We start from the raw sequence: 20,090 nt of genomic DNA, 5'->3' as shown, positions 1-20,090 counted from the left end.
GCGGGCACCTGAGAAATTTGGCTATGACACGGATAGCTGGGCGTGATCCTGATGAGGGTCACGCGATGCAGTCAACCGCGGTGTCGCGACTCCACGGCAGTGCGCAGGGTGTCGATCAGCGACTGAATGCGGGCGTGTTGCATTTTCATGGATGCCTTGTTCACCACCAGCCGTGAGCTGATGTGGGCAATCATGTCCTGGGGTTCGAGGCCGTTGGCACGCAGCGTGTTGCCGGTGTCGACGACGTCGATGATCTTGTCGGCCAGGCCTACCAGCGGCGCGAGCTCCATGGAACCGTACAGCTTGATGATGTCGACCTGACGGCCCTGTTCGGCGTAGTAGCGCTTGGCAACATTGACGAACTTGGTCGCCACACGCAGCCGACCCTTGGGTTCGACGGCGCCGACTGCACCTGCAGTCATCAGCTTGCACTGGGCGATTTGCAGGTCGAGCGGCTCATACAGCCCTTGGCCGCCGTATTCCATCAGCACGTCCTTGCCCGCGACGCCGAGATCTGCAGCACCGTGCTCAACGTAGGTCGGCACGTCAGTGGCACGCACGATCAGCAGGCGCACGTCGGCCTGGGTCGTCGGGATGATCAGCTTGCGGCTCTTGTCCGGATTCTCGGTCGGCATAATGCCCGCCGCAGCGAGCAGCGGCAAGGTGTCGTCGAGGATGCGGCCCTTGGACAATGCGATGGTCAACATGGGAAACGTCAGTCCTTATCAGCAGCGCGTGCCGGGTCGCAACTGGCGCCCGACTGCCTCCGGCTCAAGAAGCCAGAGTGGAACGAATCAGAAAATCCTGGCGCTATGGCCAGACACGTCGCCCGCGTCGATCAGATCGACACGGGCGAACGCGCGCAGCTGCTGACTAGCCCGGAACGCGACGGATCTTCGCGCCCAGCATCTGCAGTTTTTCTTCGATGCACTCATAACCACGGTCGATGTGGTAAATGCGGTCGATCAGCGTGTCGCCTTCGGCCACCAGTGCCGAAATGACCAGGCTCGCCGAAGCACGCAGGTCGGTCGCCATCACTGGCGCGCCCTTGAGCTTGGTGCAGCCGGTGACGATCGCGGTGTTGCCTTCGACCTGGATCTGCGCGCCCATGCGGTGCATTTCATACACATGCATGAAGCGGTTTTCGAAGATGGTCTCGATGACCGCACCCGTGCCTTCGGCGATGGCGTTGAGCGAGATGAACTGCGCCTGCATGTCGGTCGGGAAAGCTGGATACGGTGCAGTGCGCACGTTGACCGCTTTCGGACGCTTGCCGTGCATGTTCAGCTCGATCCAGTCCTTGCCGGTGGTGATCTCGGCGCCGGATTCACGCAGCTTCTCGAGTACCGCTTCGAGAATCGTCGGATCGGTGTCCTTGAGTTTCACACGGCCGCCGGTTGCCGCCGCCGCCACCAGGTAGGTGCCGGTTTCGATACGGTCGGGCATGACGCGATAGGTCGCAGAACCCAGGCGTTTGACGCCATCGATGGTGATGGTGTCGGTGCCAGCGCCAGAGACTTTACCGCCCATGGCGTTGATGAAGTTCGCCAGGTCGACGACTTCAGGCTCACGCGCGGCGTTTTGCAGGACGCTGCGGCCGTTTGCCAGGGCAGCGGCCATCATGATGTTCTCGGTGCCCGTCACGCTGACGGTATCGAAGAAGAAGTTGGCGCCACGCAGCCCGCCTTCCGGCGCCTTGGCCTTGATGTAACCGCCTTCGACGTCGATGACCGCGCCCATGGCTTCAAGACCACGGATGTGCAGATCGACCGGACGCGAACCAATGGCGCAACCGCCAGGCAGTGCCACTTCGGCTTCACCGAAGCGGGCAACCATCGGACCCAGAACGAGGATCGACGCACGCATGGTTTTCACCAGCTCGTACGGAGCGACCAGGGTCTTGATGGTGCGCGGGTCGATTTCGACGCTGAGCTTCTCGTCGATGATCGGCTCGATGCCCATGCGACCGAACAGCTCGATCATGGTGGTGATGTCGTGCAGGTGCGGCAGGTTGGCGACGGTCACAGGACCATCAGCCAGCAGCGTGGCTGCGAGAATCGGCAGGGCAGAGTTTTTCGCCCCGGAGATGCGGATTTCGCCATCAAGACGAATGCCGCCAGTAATAATCAGTTTGTCCATTGGAATCTCGACGCCGTGTTGGCTCAGGTGCGCTCGGCCCACGCAGCGCGGCTGAAAAATTTCATGGTGACCGCATGGATGCTGCCATCGGCGATCCATGGGTTCAAATGCGTGTAAATCTGCTGCTGGCGCTTGACCGGGCTCAGTGCGGCCAGTTCGTCGCTGATCACGTTCAGCTGGAAATTACAGCCTTCGCCTTCAACTTCGACCTGGATATCTGGCAACTTAGCTTCCAGGAAGCTTTTAACTTCTACGGCCTGCATGCTTAACCTCAATCGGCGCCCTACGCGCGCGGGTCGGCCATCATACAAAAAAGCCCTCTCGTTGCGAACCCTACTTTGCAGGGGCCGGACGAGGGGCTTGATCAATGAAAGCAATTAATGATGCTGCAACAGCTCGGTCAGGCCGGAGACCTGGGCGATTTCCTGCATGTCCTCAGGCAACGCGCGGACGGTGACCGACTTGCCTGCGGCCTGCGCATCACGCATGAACGCAAGGAGCAAAGCCAGGCCGACACTGCTGGACTTCTCGACGCCGGAGCAATCGAGCGTCAGGGCTGCAGCGGTATTTGACTTGATCAGCGCCGCGCCCTGTTCACGCAAGGCCGGGCCGGTCCGATAGTCGATCACGCCGGAGAGCATCAGCTCTCCGCCGCCAGCGGCAGTTACGGACGCTTGACTCATTTGACGACCTTGTCGCTGGAGCTTTCCGAGGTCTGCTTGGCTTTGGCGACTTCGCCAGCCCAGCCGTCGATGGTTTTGTCCAGGTTGTTACCGTTGCGCTGCATGGCGTCAGCGAACTGATCGCGGAACAGCTTGCCGATGTTGATGCCGTTGATGATCACGTTACGCACTTTCCACTCACCGCCGATTTTGACGAGGGTGTAGGAAACAGGGTAGACCGCGCCGTTGTTGCCCTTGACCGACATGTCGACGGACGTGCGATCGGCCGCTTCCTGCTTGGCCGGGGAAACGGTGATGCCCTGGTTGTTGTACTCGAGCAGCGCGTTGCCATAGAACTGGATCAGGCTGCGCTTGAAGTTTTCCTGGAAGCGCTGCATCTGCGCCGGGGTGGCGTTGCGCGAATACTTCACGGTCATGATGCTTTTGGAGATGCCGTCAGCGTCGATGACCGGGCCAACGATGCCGTTAAGTGCATCGTAGAAGGCTTGCGGATTGGACTTGTAGGTTTCCTTGTTGGCGGACAGGTCAGCCAGCAACTGCTTGGTGGTGCGATCAACCAGATCGTGAGCGGAATCGGACGCGGCTGCGTTAGCAAACAAAGGCAGGGCGGCCAGTAGCACCAGAAGGCCACGGCGCAGAATCGAGATCATGAAAAAACTCCTCATTTGGCGTCTTTGCCCACTGAATTGAGCAGGAATTTACCGATCAGGTCTTCGAGTACCAACGAGGACTGGGTGTCATGGATGACGCCGCCGTCTTTCAACAGTTGGTCATCGCCACCGACACTGATGCCGATGTATTTTTCACCCAGCAGGCCTGCGGTCAGGATGGAAGCGGTGGAATCCGAAGGCAGGTTGTTGACCCGCTTGTTCACTTCCATCGTCACACGCCCCGTGAAGGTATCGTGATCCAGATCGATTGCAGTGACCTTGCCAATGTTCACACCGGCCATGGTCACTTTCGCTCTGACAGTCAAACCGGCGATATTGTCGAAATTTGCGTAAAGTTTATAAGTGTCGGTGTTGGCGCTGGCGCTCAGACCGCTGACGCGCAGGGCGAGCAGGAGCAAAGCCAGGATCCCGGCCAGCAGAAACAGGCCTACACCGGTTTCGAGGGTGCGGTTTTGCATCAGAAGTCTCCAAACATCAAGGCGGTCATAATAAAGTCCAGGCCCAGTACGGCCAATGAGGCGTAGACCACGGTCTTGGTCGTGGCGCGACTGATCCCTTCGGACGTGGGCTCGCAGTCATAGCCCTGGAACACGGCAATCCAGGTGACGACAAAAGCGAACACGACGCTCTTGATGACACCGTTGAGTACATCATCGGAAAACGAAACGCTGTTCTGCATGTTGGCCCAGAAGGAGCCTTCATAGACGCCCAGCCAGTCGACCGCCACCCACGAACCACCCCAGATGCCGACCACGCTGAAAATCAGCGCCAGCACTGGCAGCGAGATGAAGCCTGCCCACAGACGCGGTGCAACGATGTACTTGAGCGGGTCAACGCCAATCATCTCAAGACTGGACAGCTGCTCGGTGGATTTCATGTTGCCGATTTCAGCGGTAAGCGCAGAGCCTGCACGACCGGCGAACAATAGAGCAGTGACCACCGGACCGAGTTCACGCAGCAACGTCAGGGCAACCATCTGCCCCACAGCCTGCTCGGAGCCGTACTTGGCGAGAATGCTGAAACCTTGCAGCGCCAGCACCATGCCGATGAACACCCCGGACACGACGATGATGGCCAGGGACATGACGCCCACCGAGTGCAACTGACGAACCAGCAGCTGAAAACCGCCACCGATTCCGCCGCGCCCAAGCAACGCATGAACCAGAAAAATCCCTGAACGACCCAGGACTGCAACCATATCGATCGTCGAACGCCCCATCAGGCGTACGCGATCCATTAAAGACTTTCTGCGCATCAGCGCTTCCCCAAAAGATCGTCGCGATAATCCGGCGCCGGATAATGGAAAGGCACCGGCCCGTCGGGATCGCCCGTCATGAACTGACGTATACGAGGGTTATCCGACTCCATCAGTTCCTGCGGCGTGCCCTGCCCCAGCACCTGACCGTCACCGACGACATATAAATAGTCGGCGATGCTGGCGGTCTCGGCGAGGTCGTGGGACACCACGATACTGGTGATACCCAGCGCATCATTGAGCAGCCGGATCAGCCGAACCAGCACGCCCATGGCGATAGGGTCCTGGCCCACGAAGGGTTCGTCGTACATGAGGATCTGGGGATCCAGCGCGATGGCGCGCGCCAGTGCAACACGGCGCTTCATGCCACCTGAGAGTTCGTCGGGCATCAGATCGACTGCGCCACGAAGTCCGACCGCCTGCAGTTTCAGCAGGACGATGTCGCGGATCATGTCTTCAGGCAGATTGGTGTGAACCCGCAGCGGGAAGGCCACGTTTTCGAAAACGTCGAGATCGGTGAACAGCGCGCCGCTCTGAAAGAGCACGCCCATCTGCTTGCGCGCATCGAAAAGATCGCTGCGCGAGAGTTTCGGCAAATTCTGGCCATTGACCCAGACTTCACCTGCGCTCGGACGCAGTTGTGCTCCCATCAATCGCAGCAGAGTGGTTTTGCCACTGCCCGACGGCCCCATGATGCCGGTGACTTTGCCCCGGGGGATGCGGATGTCCACATTATTGAAGATGCTGCGCGCACCGCGCTTGAAGGAAACGCCCTTCAGCTCGACCGCGTAGGCGTTATCGGCACTCATCTAAACTCCTTGCGATGCAACCTGTCTCTCAGATGCCGCGTTCTTGACGAACGACACACTTTTGGAGGGGCCGAACAAGCGGCGGACTATACCACCGCTGTCGCACGCCGCCCAAGCTCCAACGTGTCGAGTCGCAAACAAAGAAGGGTATTAAGGACGGTGTGGAATTTTCGTACCCACCGCCAGCCTTTATCACGCTGTTGCTGAAGGACGTCTCCGTTCATTAAACAAACAGCAACGATGAAGCGTGAGGCTTTTGAACATTGCCGCTATAATCCCCGGCCTTTCACCATGCGACCCCTTCCGATATGTCCAATGCGCGCAACTTGATTGAATCGGCACAGAGCACCATCCGCCTTGAAATAGAAGCCGTGGAAGGTTTGCTTGCGCATATAGATGCCGATTTCGTCAACGCGTGCGACATGATTCTGGGCAGTCAGGGCCGCGTGGTCGTGGTAGGCATGGGCAAGTCGGGGCATATCGGCAAGAAGATCGCCGCTACGCTGGCCAGCACCGGCACCCCGTCCTTTTTCGTGCACCCCGCCGAGGCCAGCCACGGCGACATGGGCATGATCACCAGCGCCGACATTATTCTGGCCCTGTCCAATTCGGGCACGACGGCCGAAATCGTCACGTTGCTGCCGCTGATCAAGCGGCTGGGCATCAAGATGATCAGCCTCACCGGCAACCCGGAATCAACACTGGCCAAGGCCGCTGACGTCAACCTCAATGCGCGGGTCGAAAAAGAAGCCTGCCCGTTGAATCTGGCGCCCACCTCCTCCACCACCGCGGCGCTGGTCATGGGCGACGCCCTGGCCGTTGCGCTGCTGGACGCCAGAGGCTTCACCGCCGAAGACTTCGCTTTTTCCCATCCGGGCGGTGCACTGGGTCGTCGGCTGCTGCTGAAGGTCGAGCATGTCATGCACACTGGCGCCAACCTGCCGCAGGTTGCGCGCGGTACGCCGCTTCGCGATTCGCTGATGGAAATGACCCGCAAGGGGCTTGGCATGACCGCCATCCTTGAGAGCGACGGCCGCCTTGCCGGTATCTTCACGGACGGCGACCTGCGTCGCACCCTGGATCGCCCGATCGACATACGCCAGGCGACCATCGATGAAGTCATGACCGTCCACGGCAAGACCGTGCGCCCGGAAATGCTCGCGGCCGAAGCCTTGAAAATCATGGAAGACAACAAGATCGGCGCACTCATCGTGGTCGACGAGAACGATCGCCCGGTTGGCGCGTTCAATCTTCAAGACCTGCTCCGCGCAGGAGTCATGTAAATGAGCGCCGATATGAATGACCTGATGCAACGCGGCAAGAACATCAAACTGGCGATCTTCGACGTCGATGGCGTACTCACCGACGGACGCCTGTACTTCCTCGAAGACGGCAGTGAATTCAAGACCTTCAACACCCTCGACGGCCAGGGCATCAAGATGCTCATCAACTCGGGTGTGACGACTGCCATCATCAGCGGACGCAAGACCCCCGTGGTTGAGCGGCGCGCGAAGAACCTCGGCATCGCGCACCTTTATCAGGGCCGCGAAGACAAACTTGTGGTCCTCGACGAGCTTTTGCAGCAACTGAATCTAAGCTACGAGCAGGTCGCGTATCTGGGCGACGATTTGCCTGATCTGCCGGTCATTCGCCGGGTGGGCCTGGGCATGGCTGTTGCCAATGCCGCCAGCTTTGTCCGCGAGCATGCCGACGGCATTACCCAGGCACGTGGCGGCGAAGGCGCTGCCCGCGAATTCTGCGAGTTGATCCTGAAGGCTCAGGGCAACCTCGAAGCGGCTCACGCCGCCTACCTATAGAAGTGCATTTATGCTGAGCAAAAAGTTTCGAACGTTTCTGCTGTTCGGTGTGCTGGCACTGCTGCTGGCAGCGGTCGGCTACTGGAACATCAGTCCGGAAAGTTTCCTCGATCAACCCAAGGCTGCCGTGGATGAGAGCGCCGTCGATTACTACGCGACCAACGCCCACAGCATTCAGTACCTGCCCGACGGGACCATGCAGTACGACATGACCGCGGACAAGGTCGAGCACTTGAAAGCCACCGACGTCACCCTGATGACCACGCCGGTGCTGCAGATGTATCGAGGCTCTACCTTCCCGTGGCACGTACAGAGCGTTCGCGCCGAAGTGTCGCCGGGGGGCGATCACGTCGAGCTGATCGACTCGGTGCGCATCAACCGCACCGACGAAAAAGACCGCACCACCATCATCACCAGCAGCCGCATGACTGTATTCCCGCAGAAGCAATATGCGGAGACTGCCCAACCCGTTAGAATCGACGGCCTTGGCGGTGTAACGACCGGCACGGGTATGAAAGCGTATCTGAAAGAAAGCAGGATGAACCTGCTATCCAACGTAAGAGGACAGTATGAGGCTCGTTAAAACCCTTCCTTTTTTGCTCGGCCTGGGCGCAGCACTGGGAAGCGCGAGCGCCTGGTCTCTGCCGACGGATCGCGATCAACCCATCCACATCCAGTCGGATGACGCGCAGCTGGACGACAAGCAAGGCATCGCCACCTACAAAGGCAATGTCATCATCACCCAGGGCACGATGAAGATCACCGGCAACACCGTGACCATCACCCGTACACCGCAAGGCGACGTGGACGTGTTCACGTCCGTGGGCAACCTGGCCTACTACGAGCAGAAGCCATCGGTGGACAAGCCGATCGTTCAGGCCTGGGGCGTCACTATCCAGTACTTCGCGGCCCAGAACCGCATCGTGCTGATCGACAAGGCCAAAGTGGTCAACGACGGCAACACGTCCGAAGGCGAGAAAATCGTCTATGACACCGTCAAGCAGGTCGTGAACGCCGGTCGTGCCAATGGCACCAAGGTCACCGCACCACGCCCTCGTATCGACATGGTCATCCAGCCGAAAAAGAAAACCGACCAGCAGAAGGCCCAGTAATGGCGACGCTGAAAGCCCAGCACCTGGCCAAGGCCTATAAAAGCCGCCAGGTCGTACGTGACGTCAGCCTGTCCATCGAGAGTGGCCAGATCGTCGGCCTGCTTGGCCCCAACGGCGCCGGCAAGACCACCTGTTTCTACATGATCGTCGGCCTGGTTCAAGCGGATCAGGGTCGCGTCCTGATCGACGACCAGGACGTCAGCCATCAGCCGATGCACGGCCGTGCACGCGCCGGTATTGGCTACCTGCCACAGGAAGCGTCGATCTTCCGCAAGCTCTCCGTCTCGGACAACATCATGGCGATCCTGGAGACCCGCAAGGAGCTCGATCGCGCTGCCCGCCGCAAGGAGCTGGAAAGCCTGCTGCAGGAATTTCACATCACCCACATTCGCGACAATCTGGGCATGAGCCTGTCGGGCGGTGAACGTCGCCGTGTGGAAATCGCACGCGCCCTCGCCACTTCGCCGAAATTCATTCTCCTCGACGAACCCTTCGCCGGTGTTGACCCTATTTCCGTAGGCGACATCAAGCAGATCATTCACCACCTCAAGGCCAAAGGGATCGGCGTGCTGATCACCGACCACAATGTGCGTGAGACGCTGGATATCTGCGAAACCGCTTACATCGTCAACGATGGACAGCTGATTGCCGAAGGCGACGCCGAATCCATCCTGGCCAACCAGTTGGTCAAGGAAGTGTATCTGGGTCACGAGTTCCGCCTGTAACCGCAGTGATGACATGAGGTTGTGCGGCTCCCGCAATGTGCGCCATCGCCAACCTCGTTTTTTAATTGTCATCACACTCTAGGCAAACCCTCCAGCTTCAGGCATATAATTTGCTTAAGTTGGCGCCCTCGGCGCCCTGCTAGTAAATGGCGCGCAGTGCGCCGGCGAATAAGGTGTTAAGCCCTGCCATGAAACCTTCGCTAGTCTTGAGAATGGGCCAGCAGCTGACGATGACACCTCAGCTGCAACAGGCAATCCGATTGCTTCAGTTGTCGACGCTGGATCTCCAACAGGAGATTCAGGAAGCGCTGGAGTCGAACCCGATGCTGGAACGGCAGGAGGAAGGCGACGATTTCGACAACGCCGACCCCTTGGCGGATAACGTAGAGCAAAAGCCCAACGCTGATGTTCAGGAACCCACCTACCAGGAATCGGCGCCTACCGTCGACAATCTGGAGGACGGCGACTGGAACGAGCGCATTCCCAACGAGCTGCCCGTCGACACCGCGTGGGAAGACGTCTATCAGACCAGTGCCAGCAGCCTGCCCAGCAACGACGATGACGAGTGGGATTTCACCACCCGCACCTCCGTTGGCGAGAGCCTGCAAAGCCACCTGCTGTGGCAACTCAACCTGGCGCCAATGTCGGACACCGATCGCCTGATCGCCGTGACGCTGATCGACTGCATCAACAATCAGGGCTACCTCGACGAAACACTCGAAGAAATGCTCGACGCCTTCGACCCTGAGCTCGATATCGAGCTGGACGAAATCGAAGCCGTTCTGCACCGCATTCAGCAGTTCGAGCCTGCCGGCATCGGCGCTCGCAACCTGAGTGAATGCCTGCTGCTGCAGCTTCGCCAGCTGCCCGCCAAAACCAAGTGGCTGGCGGAAGCGCAGAAGCTGGTCAGTGACTACATCGATCTGCTCGGCAGCCGCGACTACGCGCAACTGATGCGCCGCATGAAGCTCAAGGAAGACGACCTGCGTCAGGTCATCGAACTGGTCCAGAGCCTCAATCCGCGCCCCGGCTCGCAGATCGAGTCCAGCGAAGCCGAATACGTCGTGCCTGACGTCATCGTGCGCAAGGACAACGAGCGCTGGCTGGTGGAGCTGAACCAGGAATCCGTGCCGCGTCTGCGGGTCAATCCGCAGTACGCCGGTTTTGTGCGTCGCGCCGATACCAGTGCCGACAACACGTTCATGCGCAATCAGCTGCAGGAAGCTCGCTGGTTCATCAAGAGCCTGCAGAGCCGCAACGAGACGCTGATGAAGGTGGCCACGCAAATCGTCGAACACCAGCGAGGCTTCCTCGAGTACGGTGACGAGGCCATGAAGCCCCTCGTTCTGCATGACATCGCGGAAGCGGTCGGCATGCACGAATCGACGATCTCCCGGGTGACCACGCAGAAGTTCATGCACACCCCGCGCGGGATCTACGAACTCAAATATTTCTTTTCCAGCCACGTCAGCACCTCCGAAGGCGGCGAATGCTCGTCCACGGCGATTCGCGCGATCATCAAAAAACTGGTCGCTGCGGAAAATCAGAAAAAGCCGTTGAGTGACAGCAAGATCGCTGGTTTACTGGAAGCACAAGGCATTCAAGTGGCCCGTCGCACAGTCGCCAAGTACCGCGAATCCCTTGGGATCTCGCCGTCCAGCGAACGCAAGCGACTGATGTAAAGGTCACACGTCAAAGCGTTCCAGTGGCAGGCATTACGCCTGCCTCTTAATGCACTGGCAACGAAGGAGAAGCTGTATGCAAGTCAACATCAGTGGACACCAGCTGGAAGTGACTGAACCTCTGCGTACCTACATCGGCGAGAAACTCGCCCGATTGGAACGCCACTTTGACAAGATCACGAATGTGCAGGTCACCATGGAGGTCGAGAAGCTCAAGCAGAAAATCGAAGCCACCTTGCACGTTCCTGGCGCTGAAGTGGTTGCCAACGCCGAACACGACGACATGTACGCAGCCATTGACCTGCTTGCCGACAAGCTTGACCGCCAACTCAAAAAACATAAGGAAAAACAGCAAAGTCTGCTGCAAGGCGCGACTGCTCGCTGACACTCCCCACCCATGATCCGACTTGAAAATATCCTGACCCCTGGCCGTTCACTCGTGAACGTGCCAGGCGGCAGCAAAAAAGCCGTACTCCAATACATCGCCAGCATGATCGGGAAGCAAGTGCCCGATCTGGATGAGCAGGTCGTGTTTGAGAGCCTGATTGCCCGTGAAAAGCTCGGCTCCACCGGATTCGGCAATGGCATCGCCATTCCTCACTGCCGCCTGAAGGGCTGCTCAACGCCTGTCAGCGCCGTACTGCATCTGGAAAAACCCATCGATTTCGACGCCATCGACGGCGCACCGGTTGACCTGCTGTTTGTGCTGCTGGTCCCGGAAGCGGCCACCGATGCTCACCTTGAATTGCTGCGCCAGATCGCCAGCATGCTCGACCGTGATGATGTGCGTAAGCGCCTGCGCGGTGCCAAAACCGACGAAGAGCTCTACAGCGTCGTGCTCGACGTCCAGAACGGTCACTGATCATGCGGATGATCATCGTCAGCGGCCGCTCCGGCTCCGGCAAGAGCACGGCCCTCGATGTCCTTGAAGACAGCGGTTTCTACTGCGTCGACAATCTGCCCGCCGGCCTGCTTCCAGAGCTGGCGGAGCGCGCGCTGATCAACACCGAACTGGCTGAGCCCCTGCTGGCGGTCTCGATCGACGCGCGCAATCTGCCCAGTCACCTGACGCGATTCCCGCGCATGCTCGCCGAAGTTCGGGCCCGGCACATCCAGTGCGACGTGCTGTTTCTCGACGCCGATGAAGCCACCCTGCTAAAGCGCTTTTCAGAGACCCGCCGTCGTCACCCGCTGAGCACGGCAACCCGCTCGCTGGCCGAAGCGATTCGTGACGAAAAAACCCTGCTCGGTCCGATCATCGACTTGGCTGATCTGACGGTCGACACCACGCACCTGAATCTCTACCAGCTGCGCGACATTCTCAAACTGCGCCTGCTGAACAAACCCGAGCCGGGCACTGCCTTCCTCATCGAATCCTTCGGCTTCAAGCGCGGCATGCCCGTGGACGCCGACCTGGTGTTCGACGTGCGCTGCCTGCCGAATCCGTACTGGAAGCCCGAGCTGCGCGAGCAGTCCGGCCTCGACAAGCCGGTTGCCGATTACCTCGCGGCTCAACCGGACGTCGAAGAAATGTTCCAGGACATCTTTTCGTACCTCAATAAGTGGTTGCCGCGCTTCGCCGCCAGCAACCGCGCCTACGTTACTATTGCCATTGGCTGCACCGGCGGACACCACCGCTCCGTCTACCTGACCGAACGTCTGGGTCAGGTGCTGCAGCAATCGCTCAAGAATGTTCAGGTCCGCCACCGCGACCTAAGCTGAAAGGACCTCCATCGCGATGCCCGCTCTAGAAATCACCATCATCAACAAGCTGGGTCTGCACGCCCGGGCCGCCGCCAAATTCGTGGGCGTCGCCGGCAAGTACCCTTGCCAGATCAGGGTCGGTCGCACGCCGGAGACGATGGTCGACGGCAAAAGCATTATGGCCGTCATGATGCTCGCGGCCGGCAAGGGCACCCTGATTCACTTGGCCACCGAAGGTGAAGAAGCCGATGCCGCGCTGGCGGGACTGGTCGAACTGATCAATAACAAGTTCGACGAAGGCGAATAAGCCTTACCGCTGCCCGACGCGTCCATTACCGTCAGAGATGAGCGATGCCACTGACAGCCATGCCTCCATTAGCGCGAGGGGTCAGATCAAGGTCCGAGAAGATGCTGATGCTGGGGAGCACCCTGGCGGTGGCAGCCATCTTAGCCATCGTGACTTCGTTGCTGTTTCGGGAGCTGGGCACGGCCAACGAAGCCGCCGTGCGCTCCGCAAACAACGTGGTGCAGTTGATCGACGCAGATGTGCAGCGTAACGCCGAGCTGTACGACACCTCACTTCAGGGCCTGATCACTGCATGGCGACGACCCGACGTGATGACGATCTCGCCGGAGTTACGGCAACTGGTGCTCTTCGACCGGGCCACGGCGGCGCCCTTTAAGGGCGATGTGGTGCTGCTGGATGAAACCGGGCGCATCGTCGCCGACTCCACCTCGCTGACGCCTCGACTGGACAACTTTTCCGACCGGCCGGGCTTTCAGAAACACCGGGACAGCGGTTCGCTGGCGCTGGTGGTCGACGGGCCCTTCCTGTCACGCTGGGGCTTCAAGGACCTGTGCATCAGTTTCAGTCGCCGCCTCCCCTCCGACAACGGCCAGTTCGTCGGTATTGCCAGTGCATCAATGCGCCTGTCGTACTTCGATCAACTGTTTCGCACCCTGGACATCGGCCCCACGAGCACCGTCAACCTGCTCAGCGCGGATGGCGTGATGCTGGCCCGGCAACCCGATGACAACAACCGGACCTTCATCGGCCAGAACTTCAGCATGCGGCCCAACTTCAAACGCATTCTGAGAGAGGTAAACGGCAGCTTTGCGGCGGTGTCCGAGCTCGACGGCGCACAGCGGCTTTACACCTTCTCACGGGTTGGAGACTTGCCGTTGATCGTCGTGGTCGCTCAATCGCGGGACGATGTCTACGCCTTGTGGAAACGCAACGCGTTGCTGGTGGCGGGCGCCACCGGTTTGCTGTGCATCGGGATTCTCTGGCTGTCGTGGCTATTGGGCCGCCAGCTGCGCCTGCGCCAGAATGCCGAGCGCGAGCTGGCCGCGCTGGCGTCAACGGACGGGCTGACCGGTCTGGCCAATCGGCGCAGGCTGGACCAAGTGCTCAAGCAGGAGTGGGCTCGCGGGATGCGTTCGGGAAGGCCCCTGGCGCTGCTGATGATCGACGTGGATCACTTCAAGGCGTTCAATGACCGGCATGGGCATCATGGCGGCGACGTTGCCTTGCGCAGCGTTGCCCAGACACTGGCCGCCAGTATCCGCAGGCCCGGTGACCTGGCCGCGCGCTACGGCGGTGAGGAATTCATGGTGGTGCTTCCGGAAACCGACAAGGCAGGTGCCTGTGTCATCGCAGACAAGCTGCGCCTGGCAATTGAAGCGCTGCCGCCATTCGCTGACGACACAGTGCCCATCACTGTCAGCATTGGTGTCGCCACGCATCTGCCGGTGAACCATGACGTGCCCGAGCTACTGTTTCAGGCCGCGGACCGGGCCCTTTACCGCGCCAAGAAAAATGGCAGGAATTGCGTGGAATTCGAACCTTATGTCGCGCCCTCCACCGAACTGCATGCATAAAAAAACGCCAGACTGGCTGGCGTTTTTTCGAGCGGCTACAAATTACTTGTTGGCAGCACGAACGGTATCACGCAGGGCTTTGACCTTGTCGTGGTTCGCTTGCACGCCCTGCAGCTGACGCTGGATCAGGGTAGTGACGTTGACTGGGAGGTTCTTCTCAGTCGCTTCCTGTGCGGCCTTTTTGTAAGCCTTCAGCGCGTGATCTTCACCACTTTCGACTTCATTCAGGACTGCTTCGTCGTTCTTGCCACTCAAAGCGCTTTTCAGGTTGACCCAAAGACGGTGTGCGCCGCCAGCAATGCTGGAGGAGTCTTCTGGATTGCCGCCCAGTGCACGCACTTCAGCTTGCAGCTCGGCAACGGAAGTTTTGCAGCCAGAAGAACGGGAAAGCAGGTAAGCCTTGATTTCCGGGTTCTTGGCGTCTTCAGCAGCAGTGTGAAAACCTTTCTCACCGTCAATGCTGGTTTCGATCAAGTCATTCAGAATAGAGATGGCTTCTTTGTTGATATCCGACATTTTGCGGTTCCTTTCTGGCAGGTTTATCAAAGGTCTGGTTAACGAAACACTCGATAGAGGGGATATTGCACTGTGCATGCCAGCTTTAGCTGATAAATAAAATCTATATTTTTCAATTAGTTAACAATATCAAGCGACAGCTGCGCCGCGCTTTATGCATGATCTGTGTGTTTGAGCAATTGCAGAATGCACGTATCGTTCAAGTTCACTCGAACGGATAAACGGTTATTGGATGAATCCAGAGAAATTGAAGTTGTTAGTCACACGCGAAATGCCGTTCGGCAAGTATCAGGGAAGGTTGCTGGCAGACTTGCCAGGTGATTACCTGAACTGGTTCGCCCGACAAGGTTTTCCGGCTGGAGAGTTGGGCAGCCTGTTGGCCCTGATGCATGAAATCGATCACAACGGCCTCTCGGCATTGCTGGACCCGCTGCGCACGCGACCCCGCGAGCCGCTGCGCCAGGGCCCGCCGAAAGCCCCCATACGCTTCAACTAAACGCCCATAGATAAAAGCGAGCCGCTTGATGAACAGCACTGCATACGCAATAACGGAATTGGCGGATGAACAGGCTCGGGACGAAGCGTTCTGGCAGCAGGTTGCGGCGCAGTACGACGTCGAGCCCGGGCCGGTCAATTTCGAATACGGCTATTTCGGCCGCATGACCCGCGCAGCACTCAAGGATTACGAGCAGAACCTCGCTTACGTCAATCGCAGCAACTCGGTCTACGTGCGGCAGAAGTTCGATACCGAGGACAGCGAGACCATTCGCGCCGACTTGGCCGATCTGCTGAACGTGCCAGCCCGCGAAGTGGCCATCACCCGCTCCGCGTCCGAGTCGGTGCAAGCGCTGATTCGCAACTACAACGGCCTCGTGGCAGGCGACCAGGTATTGGTCAGCGACCTGGATTACAACAGCGTGCAGACCGGCATGCGTTGGCTGGCGAAGAATCGCGGCGTGGAGGTCATTGAGGTCACTCACCAACACCCCGCCAGCCATGACGGGCTGCTGCAGACTTACCGCGACGCCTTTGCCGCACATCCGCGGCTTAAGTTGGTGGCGCTGACCTACGTCACTCATCGCACGGGTCTGGTAATGCCGGTGAAAGCGATCGCCGAGCTGGCCAAGGCCCACGGCATCGAGGTCATTCTGGATGGTGCCCACGCGCTAGGCCTGCTGGATTTCGAACTGGCTGACCTTGGCGTGTCGTTCGCCGGATTCAACCTGCAGAAATGGATTGGCGCGCCGCTGAGCCTGGGCTTCATTTATGTGAAGCAGGAACGCCTGAGCGCCATCGACCCCGACATGGCCGACGAGCGCTACAGTGCGGACGATATCCTCGGGCGCGTACCTTACGGGACGCCAAACATTCCGGCCTTGATGACCCTGCCCAAAGTCTTCGCCGACCATCGTGCCATGGGCGGCGCCCCCGCCAAAGGCGCACGTTTGGCCTATCTGCGAGACCTGTGGGTCACTCAGGCGCGGACCATCGAAGGCATCGACGTGCTGACGTCGGACGACCCTCGGCTCTATTGCGGCATCACGTCATTCCGCTTCAGCCGTCACGCGGATCAGGAACTCATGGTCAAGCGCCTGCTGGATGAGCACGGCATTTTTGCGGTCACGCGGGAAGGCTCGGCCTGCGGGACGTGCATCCGCATTACACCGGGATTCACCACATCGGCAAGGGATGTCGAGCAGTTGGTGGCAGCACTTCGTGCGCTGGCGTAGGGTCTGCTCCCGAGTGGCCGCGCCGGGATCAAAGCCTTCGGTGAGCCCGTAGAAAAAAAGACGGCGCCTTCATGACGAAGGCGCCGTAAATCCATCGAGAAACGAACTACAAAGGAGCGGCAAAGATAAGCGCTCCTGCCGCTGCCTGTGCGGTACATATCTATTGCGTATGAAAAGCGCAAAAAAAAAACGGCGTTCCCGACCAAGGAACACCGTAAAAAAGCCATGCAACAACGACTTCTGCAGCAACGCCCCGACAGGGCGCCATAAACGGATCATGCTCAGCAGTTAACCAGCCTCCACTTGAACGGAAGCTGTCGAAAGCGGAGCCTGACCGGCAAATTCAGACTCAGTCGAACAACGCGATGGCTTCGGCCGTGGCGTCGGTAATCCGCTGCCAGTCGCCGTTCTTCACCCACGCGTTATCGATCATCCAGGTGCCGCCGACGCACATCACGTTAGGCAGCGCCATGTAGCTTTTCAGGTTGGCCGCACTGACGCCGCCGGTTGGGCAGAAGCGCACTTCCGGGAATGGACCGCCCAGCGCCTTGATCGCACCAACCCCGCCACTGATTTCCGCCGGGAACAGCTTGAAGCGGCGATAACCCAGCGCGTAACCGATCATGATTTCCGAAGCGCTGCTGATGCCTGGCAGCAGCGGCAATTCGCTCAGCGCGGCGGCTTCCAGCAGATCCTGCGTGCTGCCGGGGGTGACGATGAACTGTGAACCCGCCTCCTCGGCCGCCTTGAGCATGTGGCGGTCGAGAATGGTGCCGGCGCCGACGCTCAGCTCAGGACGCGCATCACGCAGCATGCGAATGGCTTTGAGCCCGAACTCGGAACGCAGAGTGATTTCCAGCGCATTCAGGCCGCCAGCGGCCAGGGCATCAGCCAGCGGCAGGACATCCTGTTCGCGGGCAATGGTAATGACCGGCAGAATCTTCGCTTTCGCGCAGAGTGCGTCGATCTGGGCAATCTTGCTCGCCATGCTATTCAACGGCTGTTTCACTTGGGTATTTTCCATGGCGGCTGATCCTTTGCTTATGGGCACCAGTAGATCTCTAGAGACGGGTTGAGGAACGCGCGCACTGGCATTTCGGCGAGGTCATCGCCTGCCAGTGCTGCGCGCAATGTGTCGAGCTTGGCCTGACCGGAGACGGACAGGATGGTGGTCGCTGCCGACGCCAGGACCGGACGCGTCAGGGTCAGGCGCTGATGGGGGACGGTCGGTGCGAGCATGGGCAGGCAACGACGATCGCTGTGGAGGTCCAGCGCTTCTTGCAGATGCGGGCTGTTGGGGAACAGCGACGCGGTATGCCCGTCATCGCCCATGCCCAGAATCAGCACGTCAATCTTAGGCAGCGCCTTGAGCGCCTCGTCAGTCGCCGCTGCAGCTTCGTCCACCGTCGTGGTCGGACGATAGAGGCTGAAGAACTCCGCTTCCGCCGCTGGCCCCTGAAGCAGGAAACGCTTGAGCAGGCCTTCGTTGCTGTCGGCGTGTTCGACGGGCACCCAACGCTCGTCGGCCAGACTCACGCAGACTTTCGACCACTCGAGTGGCTTCTGCGCCAGCGCCTTGAAAAACGCCACCGGGCTTTTGCCGCCGGACACCACCAACGTGGCCGTGCCCTGGGGGTTGCTGGAAATCGCAGCTGTGAGTCGCTCGGCCACGTGATCGGCCAGCGCGTTCGCCAGCACTTCGGGGTTATCGAATTCGTGGGCCTTCAGGCCCGCCGGAAATTCAAGTTCACATATCGCCATACCAGGATCTCCCGTCACGCGTAATCAAAGCAATGGAGCTCATCGGCCCCCAGGAACCGGCGGGGTAAGGCTTGGGCGCATCGCCCGCCTTTTTCCAGCCGGCGATCAACTGGTCGCACCATTGCCAGGCGTATTCGATTTCGTCTTTGCGGACAAACAGGTTCTGATTGCCCCGCATGACTTCCAGCAACAACCGCTCGTAGGCGTCCGGAACGCGGGCGCTGCGATAGGCATCGGAGAAACTCAGTTGCAAAGGATTGCTGCGCAGCTGCATGCCTTTGTCCAGGCCCTGATCCTTGGTCATCACTTGCAGCGAGATGCCTTCATCGGGCTGCAAGCGGATGATCAGGCGGTTGCTGATCTGCAAGCGCTGCTCAGGAGCGAAGATGTAATGCGGCGGCTCTTTGAAGTGGATCACGATCTGCGACAGCTTCTGCGGCATGCGCTTGCCGGTACGCAGATAGAACGGCACGCCCGACCAGCGCCAGTTACGGATATCGGCACGAATGGCGACGAAGGTTTCCGTGTCGCTCTGGGTGTTGGAGTTTTCCTCCTCCAGATAACCCGGCACCGGCTTGCCCTCGCTGTAGCCGGCGATGTACTGACCGCGCACCACTTGGGTAGCCAGACGCTCCGGCGTGAAAGGCGCCAGTGCCTTGAGCACTTTCACCTTCTCGTCACGAATACTGTCGGCGGACAGGTCGCTGGGCGGGTCCATCGCGATCAGGCACAGCAGCTGCAACAGGTGGTTCTGGATCATGTCACGCAGCTGACCGGCCTGGTCGAAATAGCCCCAGCGCCCTTCGATGCCGACCTTCTCCGCCACGGTGATTTCCACGTGGGAGATATGGTTCTGGTTCCACTGTGTCTCGAACAGGCTGTTGGCAAACCGCAGGGCAATGAGGTTTTGCACCGTGTCCTTGCCCAGATAGTGGTCGATTCGGTAAATGCGGGTTTCAGGCAGGAACTTGGCGACGGCATCGTTGACGCGACGGGACGACGCGAGGTCGTGGCCGATGGGTTTTTCCAGCACAGCGCGGGTGCGATCGGTCAGGCCCACCAGCGCGAGGTTTTCGCAGATGGCGCCATAGACCGACGCCGGGGTCGCGAAGTAGGCAATCATGGTCGGCGCGTCGCCCACGGCTTCGGCAAGCGCGACGTAGTCCTCGCCCTTGAGGAAGTCCACATGCAGGTAACTCAGGCGGGCCTGAAAACGCTCCACGTGTTCGGTCTCAAGCTGCGCCTCGGGGACGAAGCGACGCAGGCTTTTATCAATGTAAGTCAAGTGCTCCTCAGGAGTACCGGGCTCACGGGCCAACGCAATAATTCGGGTCTCGGCATGCAGCAGTCCAGCTCGATCAAGCTGGTACAACGCAGGAAACAGTTTGCGTACCGCCAGGTCACCCAAGGCGCCAAACAACGCAAAAGTGCACGGTTCAACCGTAATCGAGAGCATAATGTTGGTTCTTTTATCAAGTTAAGCTACAAATACCTTTTTTAAAGGCGTTACTCAAGGCCGAATGTAGTAATAACCACAACATTCCCACCTTAACCACATTAGAGTGGTGATCACCACAGGCCCTCAGTACGATAGGCCACCTTTGC

Annotated in this window: 25 protein-coding genes; 13 read left to right on the top strand and 12 right to left on the bottom strand. The window is 59.4% G+C overall.

Going from position 1 to position 20,090, the window contains the following annotated elements:
* Positions 1 to 71 precede the first annotated feature (71 nt).
* The 8 genes from hisG to ACYASU_RS16260 form a co-directional block, all read right to left on the bottom strand.
* A complete protein-coding gene (gene hisG, locus ACYASU_RS16295; RefSeq protein ID WP_463583383.1) occupies positions 72 to 707 on the bottom strand; it encodes an ATP phosphoribosyltransferase in 636 nt (211 codons plus the stop codon).
* A gap of 166 nt (positions 708 to 873) precedes the next feature.
* Positions 874 to 2,139, bottom strand: a complete 1,266-nt coding sequence (gene murA, locus ACYASU_RS16290) for a UDP-N-acetylglucosamine 1-carboxyvinyltransferase (RefSeq protein WP_122536135.1) — start codon at positions 2,137 to 2,139, stop codon at positions 874 to 876.
* Between the two features lie 23 nt (positions 2,140 to 2,162).
* On the bottom strand, positions 2,163 to 2,402 hold the full coding sequence (locus ACYASU_RS16285) for a BolA family protein (protein ID WP_065992095.1): 240 nt from the start codon (positions 2,400 to 2,402) through the stop codon (positions 2,163 to 2,165).
* A gap of 114 nt (positions 2,403 to 2,516) precedes the next feature.
* Positions 2,517 to 2,822, bottom strand: a complete 306-nt coding sequence (locus ACYASU_RS16280) for an STAS domain-containing protein (RefSeq protein ID WP_282369005.1) — start codon at positions 2,820 to 2,822, stop codon at positions 2,517 to 2,519.
* The gene (locus ACYASU_RS16275; RefSeq protein WP_282369007.1) at positions 2,819 to 3,472 is read right to left on the bottom strand and encodes an MlaC/ttg2D family ABC transporter substrate-binding protein; all 654 of its coding nucleotides are present in this window, start codon (positions 3,470 to 3,472) and stop codon (positions 2,819 to 2,821) included. The genes ACYASU_RS16280 and ACYASU_RS16275 overlap by 4 nt, the downstream gene beginning before the upstream one ends.
* 11 nt (positions 3,473 to 3,483) lie before the next feature.
* A complete protein-coding gene (gene mlaD / locus ACYASU_RS16270; RefSeq protein ID WP_192171783.1) occupies positions 3,484 to 3,951 on the bottom strand; it encodes an outer membrane lipid asymmetry maintenance protein MlaD in 468 nt (155 codons plus the stop codon).
* Positions 3,951 to 4,748 carry a lipid asymmetry maintenance ABC transporter permease subunit MlaE gene (gene mlaE / locus ACYASU_RS16265; protein WP_192171784.1) on the bottom strand — a complete coding sequence of 266 codons (798 nt, stop codon included), beginning with the start codon at positions 4,746 to 4,748 and terminating at the stop codon, positions 3,951 to 3,953. Before mlaE ends, mlaD begins: the two co-directional genes overlap by 1 nt.
* Positions 4,748 to 5,557, bottom strand: coding sequence for an ATP-binding cassette domain-containing protein (locus ACYASU_RS16260; protein ID WP_463583382.1), 810 nt, complete (start codon positions 5,555 to 5,557; stop codon positions 4,748 to 4,750). Before ACYASU_RS16260 ends, mlaE begins: the two co-directional genes overlap by 1 nt.
* A 308-nt stretch (positions 5,558 to 5,865) precedes the next feature.
* Between ACYASU_RS16260 and ACYASU_RS16255 the strand changes: the two genes are divergently transcribed.
* The 11 genes from ACYASU_RS16255 to ACYASU_RS16205 all read left to right on the top strand — a co-directional run bounded on the left by ACYASU_RS16255 (position 5,866) and on the right by ACYASU_RS16205 (position 14,478).
* Entirely contained in the window at positions 5,866 to 6,840 is a 975-nt protein-coding gene (locus ACYASU_RS16255; protein WP_282369013.1) for a KpsF/GutQ family sugar-phosphate isomerase, read from the top strand.
* Entirely contained in the window at positions 6,841 to 7,374 is a 534-nt protein-coding gene (gene kdsC, locus ACYASU_RS16250) for a 3-deoxy-manno-octulosonate-8-phosphatase KdsC (RefSeq protein ID WP_065992081.1), read from the top strand.
* Positions 7,375 to 7,384: 10 nt separating this feature from the next.
* On the top strand, positions 7,385 to 7,957 hold the full coding sequence (gene lptC, locus ACYASU_RS16245; RefSeq protein ID WP_192171786.1) for an LPS export ABC transporter periplasmic protein LptC: 573 nt from the start codon (positions 7,385 to 7,387) through the stop codon (positions 7,955 to 7,957).
* Positions 7,944 to 8,486 carry a lipopolysaccharide transport periplasmic protein LptA gene (gene lptA / locus ACYASU_RS16240; protein ID WP_037014791.1) on the top strand — a complete coding sequence of 181 codons (543 nt, stop codon included), beginning with the start codon at positions 7,944 to 7,946 and terminating at the stop codon, positions 8,484 to 8,486. The genes lptC and lptA overlap by 14 nt, the downstream gene beginning before the upstream one ends.
* Positions 8,486 to 9,211, top strand: a complete 726-nt coding sequence (lptB, locus tag ACYASU_RS16235; RefSeq protein ID WP_074884367.1) for an LPS export ABC transporter ATP-binding protein — start codon at positions 8,486 to 8,488, stop codon at positions 9,209 to 9,211. The genes lptA and lptB overlap by 1 nt, the downstream gene beginning before the upstream one ends.
* A gap of 188 nt (positions 9,212 to 9,399) precedes the next feature.
* Complete coding sequence (locus ACYASU_RS16230; RefSeq protein ID WP_192171787.1) at positions 9,400 to 10,893, top strand: RNA polymerase factor sigma-54; 1,494 nt, start codon at positions 9,400 to 9,402, stop codon at positions 10,891 to 10,893.
* A 76-nt stretch (positions 10,894 to 10,969) separates the two neighbouring features.
* Positions 10,970 to 11,278 carry a ribosome hibernation-promoting factor, HPF/YfiA family gene (hpf, locus tag ACYASU_RS16225; protein WP_037014798.1) on the top strand — a complete coding sequence of 103 codons (309 nt, stop codon included), beginning with the start codon at positions 10,970 to 10,972 and terminating at the stop codon, positions 11,276 to 11,278.
* A gap of 12 nt (positions 11,279 to 11,290) precedes the next feature.
* Positions 11,291 to 11,755: a PTS IIA-like nitrogen regulatory protein PtsN gene (gene ptsN / locus ACYASU_RS16220; RefSeq protein WP_463583381.1), complete on the top strand. Its 465-nt coding sequence runs from the start codon at positions 11,291 to 11,293 to the stop codon at positions 11,753 to 11,755.
* Positions 11,756 to 11,757: 2 nt separating this feature from the next.
* Complete coding sequence (gene rapZ / locus ACYASU_RS16215) at positions 11,758 to 12,615, top strand: RNase adapter RapZ (protein ID WP_192171789.1); 858 nt, start codon at positions 11,758 to 11,760, stop codon at positions 12,613 to 12,615.
* A 16-nt stretch (positions 12,616 to 12,631) separates the two neighbouring features.
* Positions 12,632 to 12,904, top strand: a complete 273-nt coding sequence (locus tag ACYASU_RS16210) for an HPr family phosphocarrier protein (RefSeq protein ID WP_065992070.1) — start codon at positions 12,632 to 12,634, stop codon at positions 12,902 to 12,904.
* Positions 12,905 to 12,948: 44 nt separating this feature from the next.
* Positions 12,949 to 14,478 carry a sensor domain-containing diguanylate cyclase gene (locus ACYASU_RS16205; RefSeq protein WP_463583380.1) on the top strand — a complete coding sequence of 510 codons (1,530 nt, stop codon included), beginning with the start codon at positions 12,949 to 12,951 and terminating at the stop codon, positions 14,476 to 14,478.
* A gap of 42 nt (positions 14,479 to 14,520) precedes the next feature.
* On the opposite strand, the gene ACYASU_RS16200 is transcribed toward ACYASU_RS16205, so the two are convergent.
* Positions 14,521 to 14,994, bottom strand: coding sequence for a PA2169 family four-helix-bundle protein (locus ACYASU_RS16200; RefSeq protein WP_172609605.1), 474 nt, complete (start codon positions 14,992 to 14,994; stop codon positions 14,521 to 14,523).
* A 232-nt stretch (positions 14,995 to 15,226) separates the two neighbouring features.
* On the opposite strand from ACYASU_RS16200, the gene ACYASU_RS16195 reads away from it, so the two are divergent.
* Both ACYASU_RS16195 and ACYASU_RS16190 read left to right on the top strand, forming a co-directional pair.
* Entirely contained in the window at positions 15,227 to 15,490 is a 264-nt protein-coding gene (locus ACYASU_RS16195) for a DUF3820 family protein (protein WP_192171792.1), read from the top strand.
* Positions 15,491 to 15,518: 28 nt separating this feature from the next.
* Positions 15,519 to 16,724, top strand: coding sequence for an aminotransferase class V-fold PLP-dependent enzyme (locus ACYASU_RS16190; RefSeq protein ID WP_463583379.1), 1,206 nt, complete (start codon positions 15,519 to 15,521; stop codon positions 16,722 to 16,724).
* Positions 16,725 to 17,073: 349 nt separating this feature from the next.
* Here the strand turns inward: ACYASU_RS16190 and ACYASU_RS16185 are convergent, their stop codons facing one another.
* The 3 genes from ACYASU_RS16185 to zwf are packed head-to-tail and all read right to left on the bottom strand — an operon-like array spanning position 17,074 to position 19,941.
* A complete protein-coding gene (locus ACYASU_RS16185; protein WP_122535897.1) occupies positions 17,074 to 17,748 on the bottom strand; it encodes a bifunctional 4-hydroxy-2-oxoglutarate aldolase/2-dehydro-3-deoxy-phosphogluconate aldolase in 675 nt (224 codons plus the stop codon).
* A gap of 17 nt (positions 17,749 to 17,765) precedes the next feature.
* Entirely contained in the window at positions 17,766 to 18,485 is a 720-nt protein-coding gene (pgl, locus tag ACYASU_RS16180; protein WP_463583378.1) for a 6-phosphogluconolactonase, read from the bottom strand.
* Positions 18,472 to 19,941: a glucose-6-phosphate dehydrogenase gene (gene zwf, locus ACYASU_RS16175; RefSeq protein ID WP_463583377.1), complete on the bottom strand. Its 1,470-nt coding sequence runs from the start codon at positions 19,939 to 19,941 to the stop codon at positions 18,472 to 18,474. The genes pgl and zwf overlap by 14 nt, the downstream gene beginning before the upstream one ends.
* Between the last annotated feature and the right edge of the window lie 149 nt (positions 19,942 to 20,090).

It is taken from the genome of Pseudomonas sp. HP_12, from assembly GCF_055283955.1.
This window is presented reverse-complemented; position numbering and strand designations above follow the sequence as displayed.

What these genes read in the sequence shown, in the direction of transcription:
- ACYASU_RS16195 (WP_192171792.1), top strand. Translation starts at nt 15,227, where the DNA reads ATGAATCCAGAGAAATTGAAGTTGTTAGTCACACGCGAAATGCCGTTC.
- ACYASU_RS16210 (WP_065992070.1), top strand. Translation starts at nt 12,632, where the DNA reads ATGCCCGCTCTAGAAATCACCATCATCAACAAGCTGGGTCTGCACGCC.
- mlaD (WP_192171783.1), bottom strand. Translation starts at nt 3,951, where the DNA reads ATGCAAAACCGCACCCTCGAAACCGGTGTAGGCCTGTTTCTGCTGGCC.
- ACYASU_RS16280 (WP_282369005.1), bottom strand. Translation starts at nt 2,822, where the DNA reads ATGAGTCAAGCGTCCGTAACTGCCGCTGGCGGCGGAGAGCTGATGCTC.
- zwf (WP_463583377.1), bottom strand. Translation starts at nt 19,941, where the DNA reads ATGCTCTCGATTACGGTTGAACCGTGCACTTTTGCGTTGTTTGGCGCC.
- ACYASU_RS16230 (WP_192171787.1), top strand. Translation starts at nt 9,400, where the DNA reads ATGAAACCTTCGCTAGTCTTGAGAATGGGCCAGCAGCTGACGATGACA.
- hisG (WP_463583383.1), bottom strand. Translation starts at nt 707, where the DNA reads ATGTTGACCATCGCATTGTCCAAGGGCCGCATCCTCGACGACACCTTG.
- ACYASU_RS16255 (WP_282369013.1), top strand. Translation starts at nt 5,866, where the DNA reads ATGTCCAATGCGCGCAACTTGATTGAATCGGCACAGAGCACCATCCGC.
- rapZ (WP_192171789.1), top strand. Translation starts at nt 11,758, where the DNA reads ATGCGGATGATCATCGTCAGCGGCCGCTCCGGCTCCGGCAAGAGCACG.
- murA (WP_122536135.1), bottom strand. Translation starts at nt 2,139, where the DNA reads ATGGACAAACTGATTATTACTGGCGGCATTCGTCTTGATGGCGAAATC.
- ACYASU_RS16190 (WP_463583379.1), top strand. Translation starts at nt 15,519, where the DNA reads ATGAACAGCACTGCATACGCAATAACGGAATTGGCGGATGAACAGGCT.
- lptC (WP_192171786.1), top strand. Translation starts at nt 7,385, where the DNA reads ATGCTGAGCAAAAAGTTTCGAACGTTTCTGCTGTTCGGTGTGCTGGCA.
- ptsN (WP_463583381.1), top strand. Translation starts at nt 11,291, where the DNA reads ATGATCCGACTTGAAAATATCCTGACCCCTGGCCGTTCACTCGTGAAC.
- ACYASU_RS16260 (WP_463583382.1), bottom strand. Translation starts at nt 5,557, where the DNA reads ATGAGTGCCGATAACGCCTACGCGGTCGAGCTGAAGGGCGTTTCCTTC.
- mlaE (WP_192171784.1), bottom strand. Translation starts at nt 4,748, where the DNA reads ATGCGCAGAAAGTCTTTAATGGATCGCGTACGCCTGATGGGGCGTTCG.
- ACYASU_RS16285 (WP_065992095.1), bottom strand. Translation starts at nt 2,402, where the DNA reads ATGCAGGCCGTAGAAGTTAAAAGCTTCCTGGAAGCTAAGTTGCCAGAT.
- ACYASU_RS16275 (WP_282369007.1), bottom strand. Translation starts at nt 3,472, where the DNA reads ATGATCTCGATTCTGCGCCGTGGCCTTCTGGTGCTACTGGCCGCCCTG.
- ACYASU_RS16205 (WP_463583380.1), top strand. Translation starts at nt 12,949, where the DNA reads ATGCCACTGACAGCCATGCCTCCATTAGCGCGAGGGGTCAGATCAAGG.
- ACYASU_RS16200 (WP_172609605.1), bottom strand. Translation starts at nt 14,994, where the DNA reads ATGTCGGATATCAACAAAGAAGCCATCTCTATTCTGAATGACTTGATC.
- pgl (WP_463583378.1), bottom strand. Translation starts at nt 18,485, where the DNA reads ATGGCGATATGTGAACTTGAATTTCCGGCGGGCCTGAAGGCCCACGAA.
- ACYASU_RS16185 (WP_122535897.1), bottom strand. Translation starts at nt 17,748, where the DNA reads ATGGAAAATACCCAAGTGAAACAGCCGTTGAATAGCATGGCGAGCAAG.
- kdsC (WP_065992081.1), top strand. Translation starts at nt 6,841, where the DNA reads ATGAGCGCCGATATGAATGACCTGATGCAACGCGGCAAGAACATCAAA.
- lptA (WP_037014791.1), top strand. Translation starts at nt 7,944, where the DNA reads ATGAGGCTCGTTAAAACCCTTCCTTTTTTGCTCGGCCTGGGCGCAGCA.
- lptB (WP_074884367.1), top strand. Translation starts at nt 8,486, where the DNA reads ATGGCGACGCTGAAAGCCCAGCACCTGGCCAAGGCCTATAAAAGCCGC.
- hpf (WP_037014798.1), top strand. Translation starts at nt 10,970, where the DNA reads ATGCAAGTCAACATCAGTGGACACCAGCTGGAAGTGACTGAACCTCTG.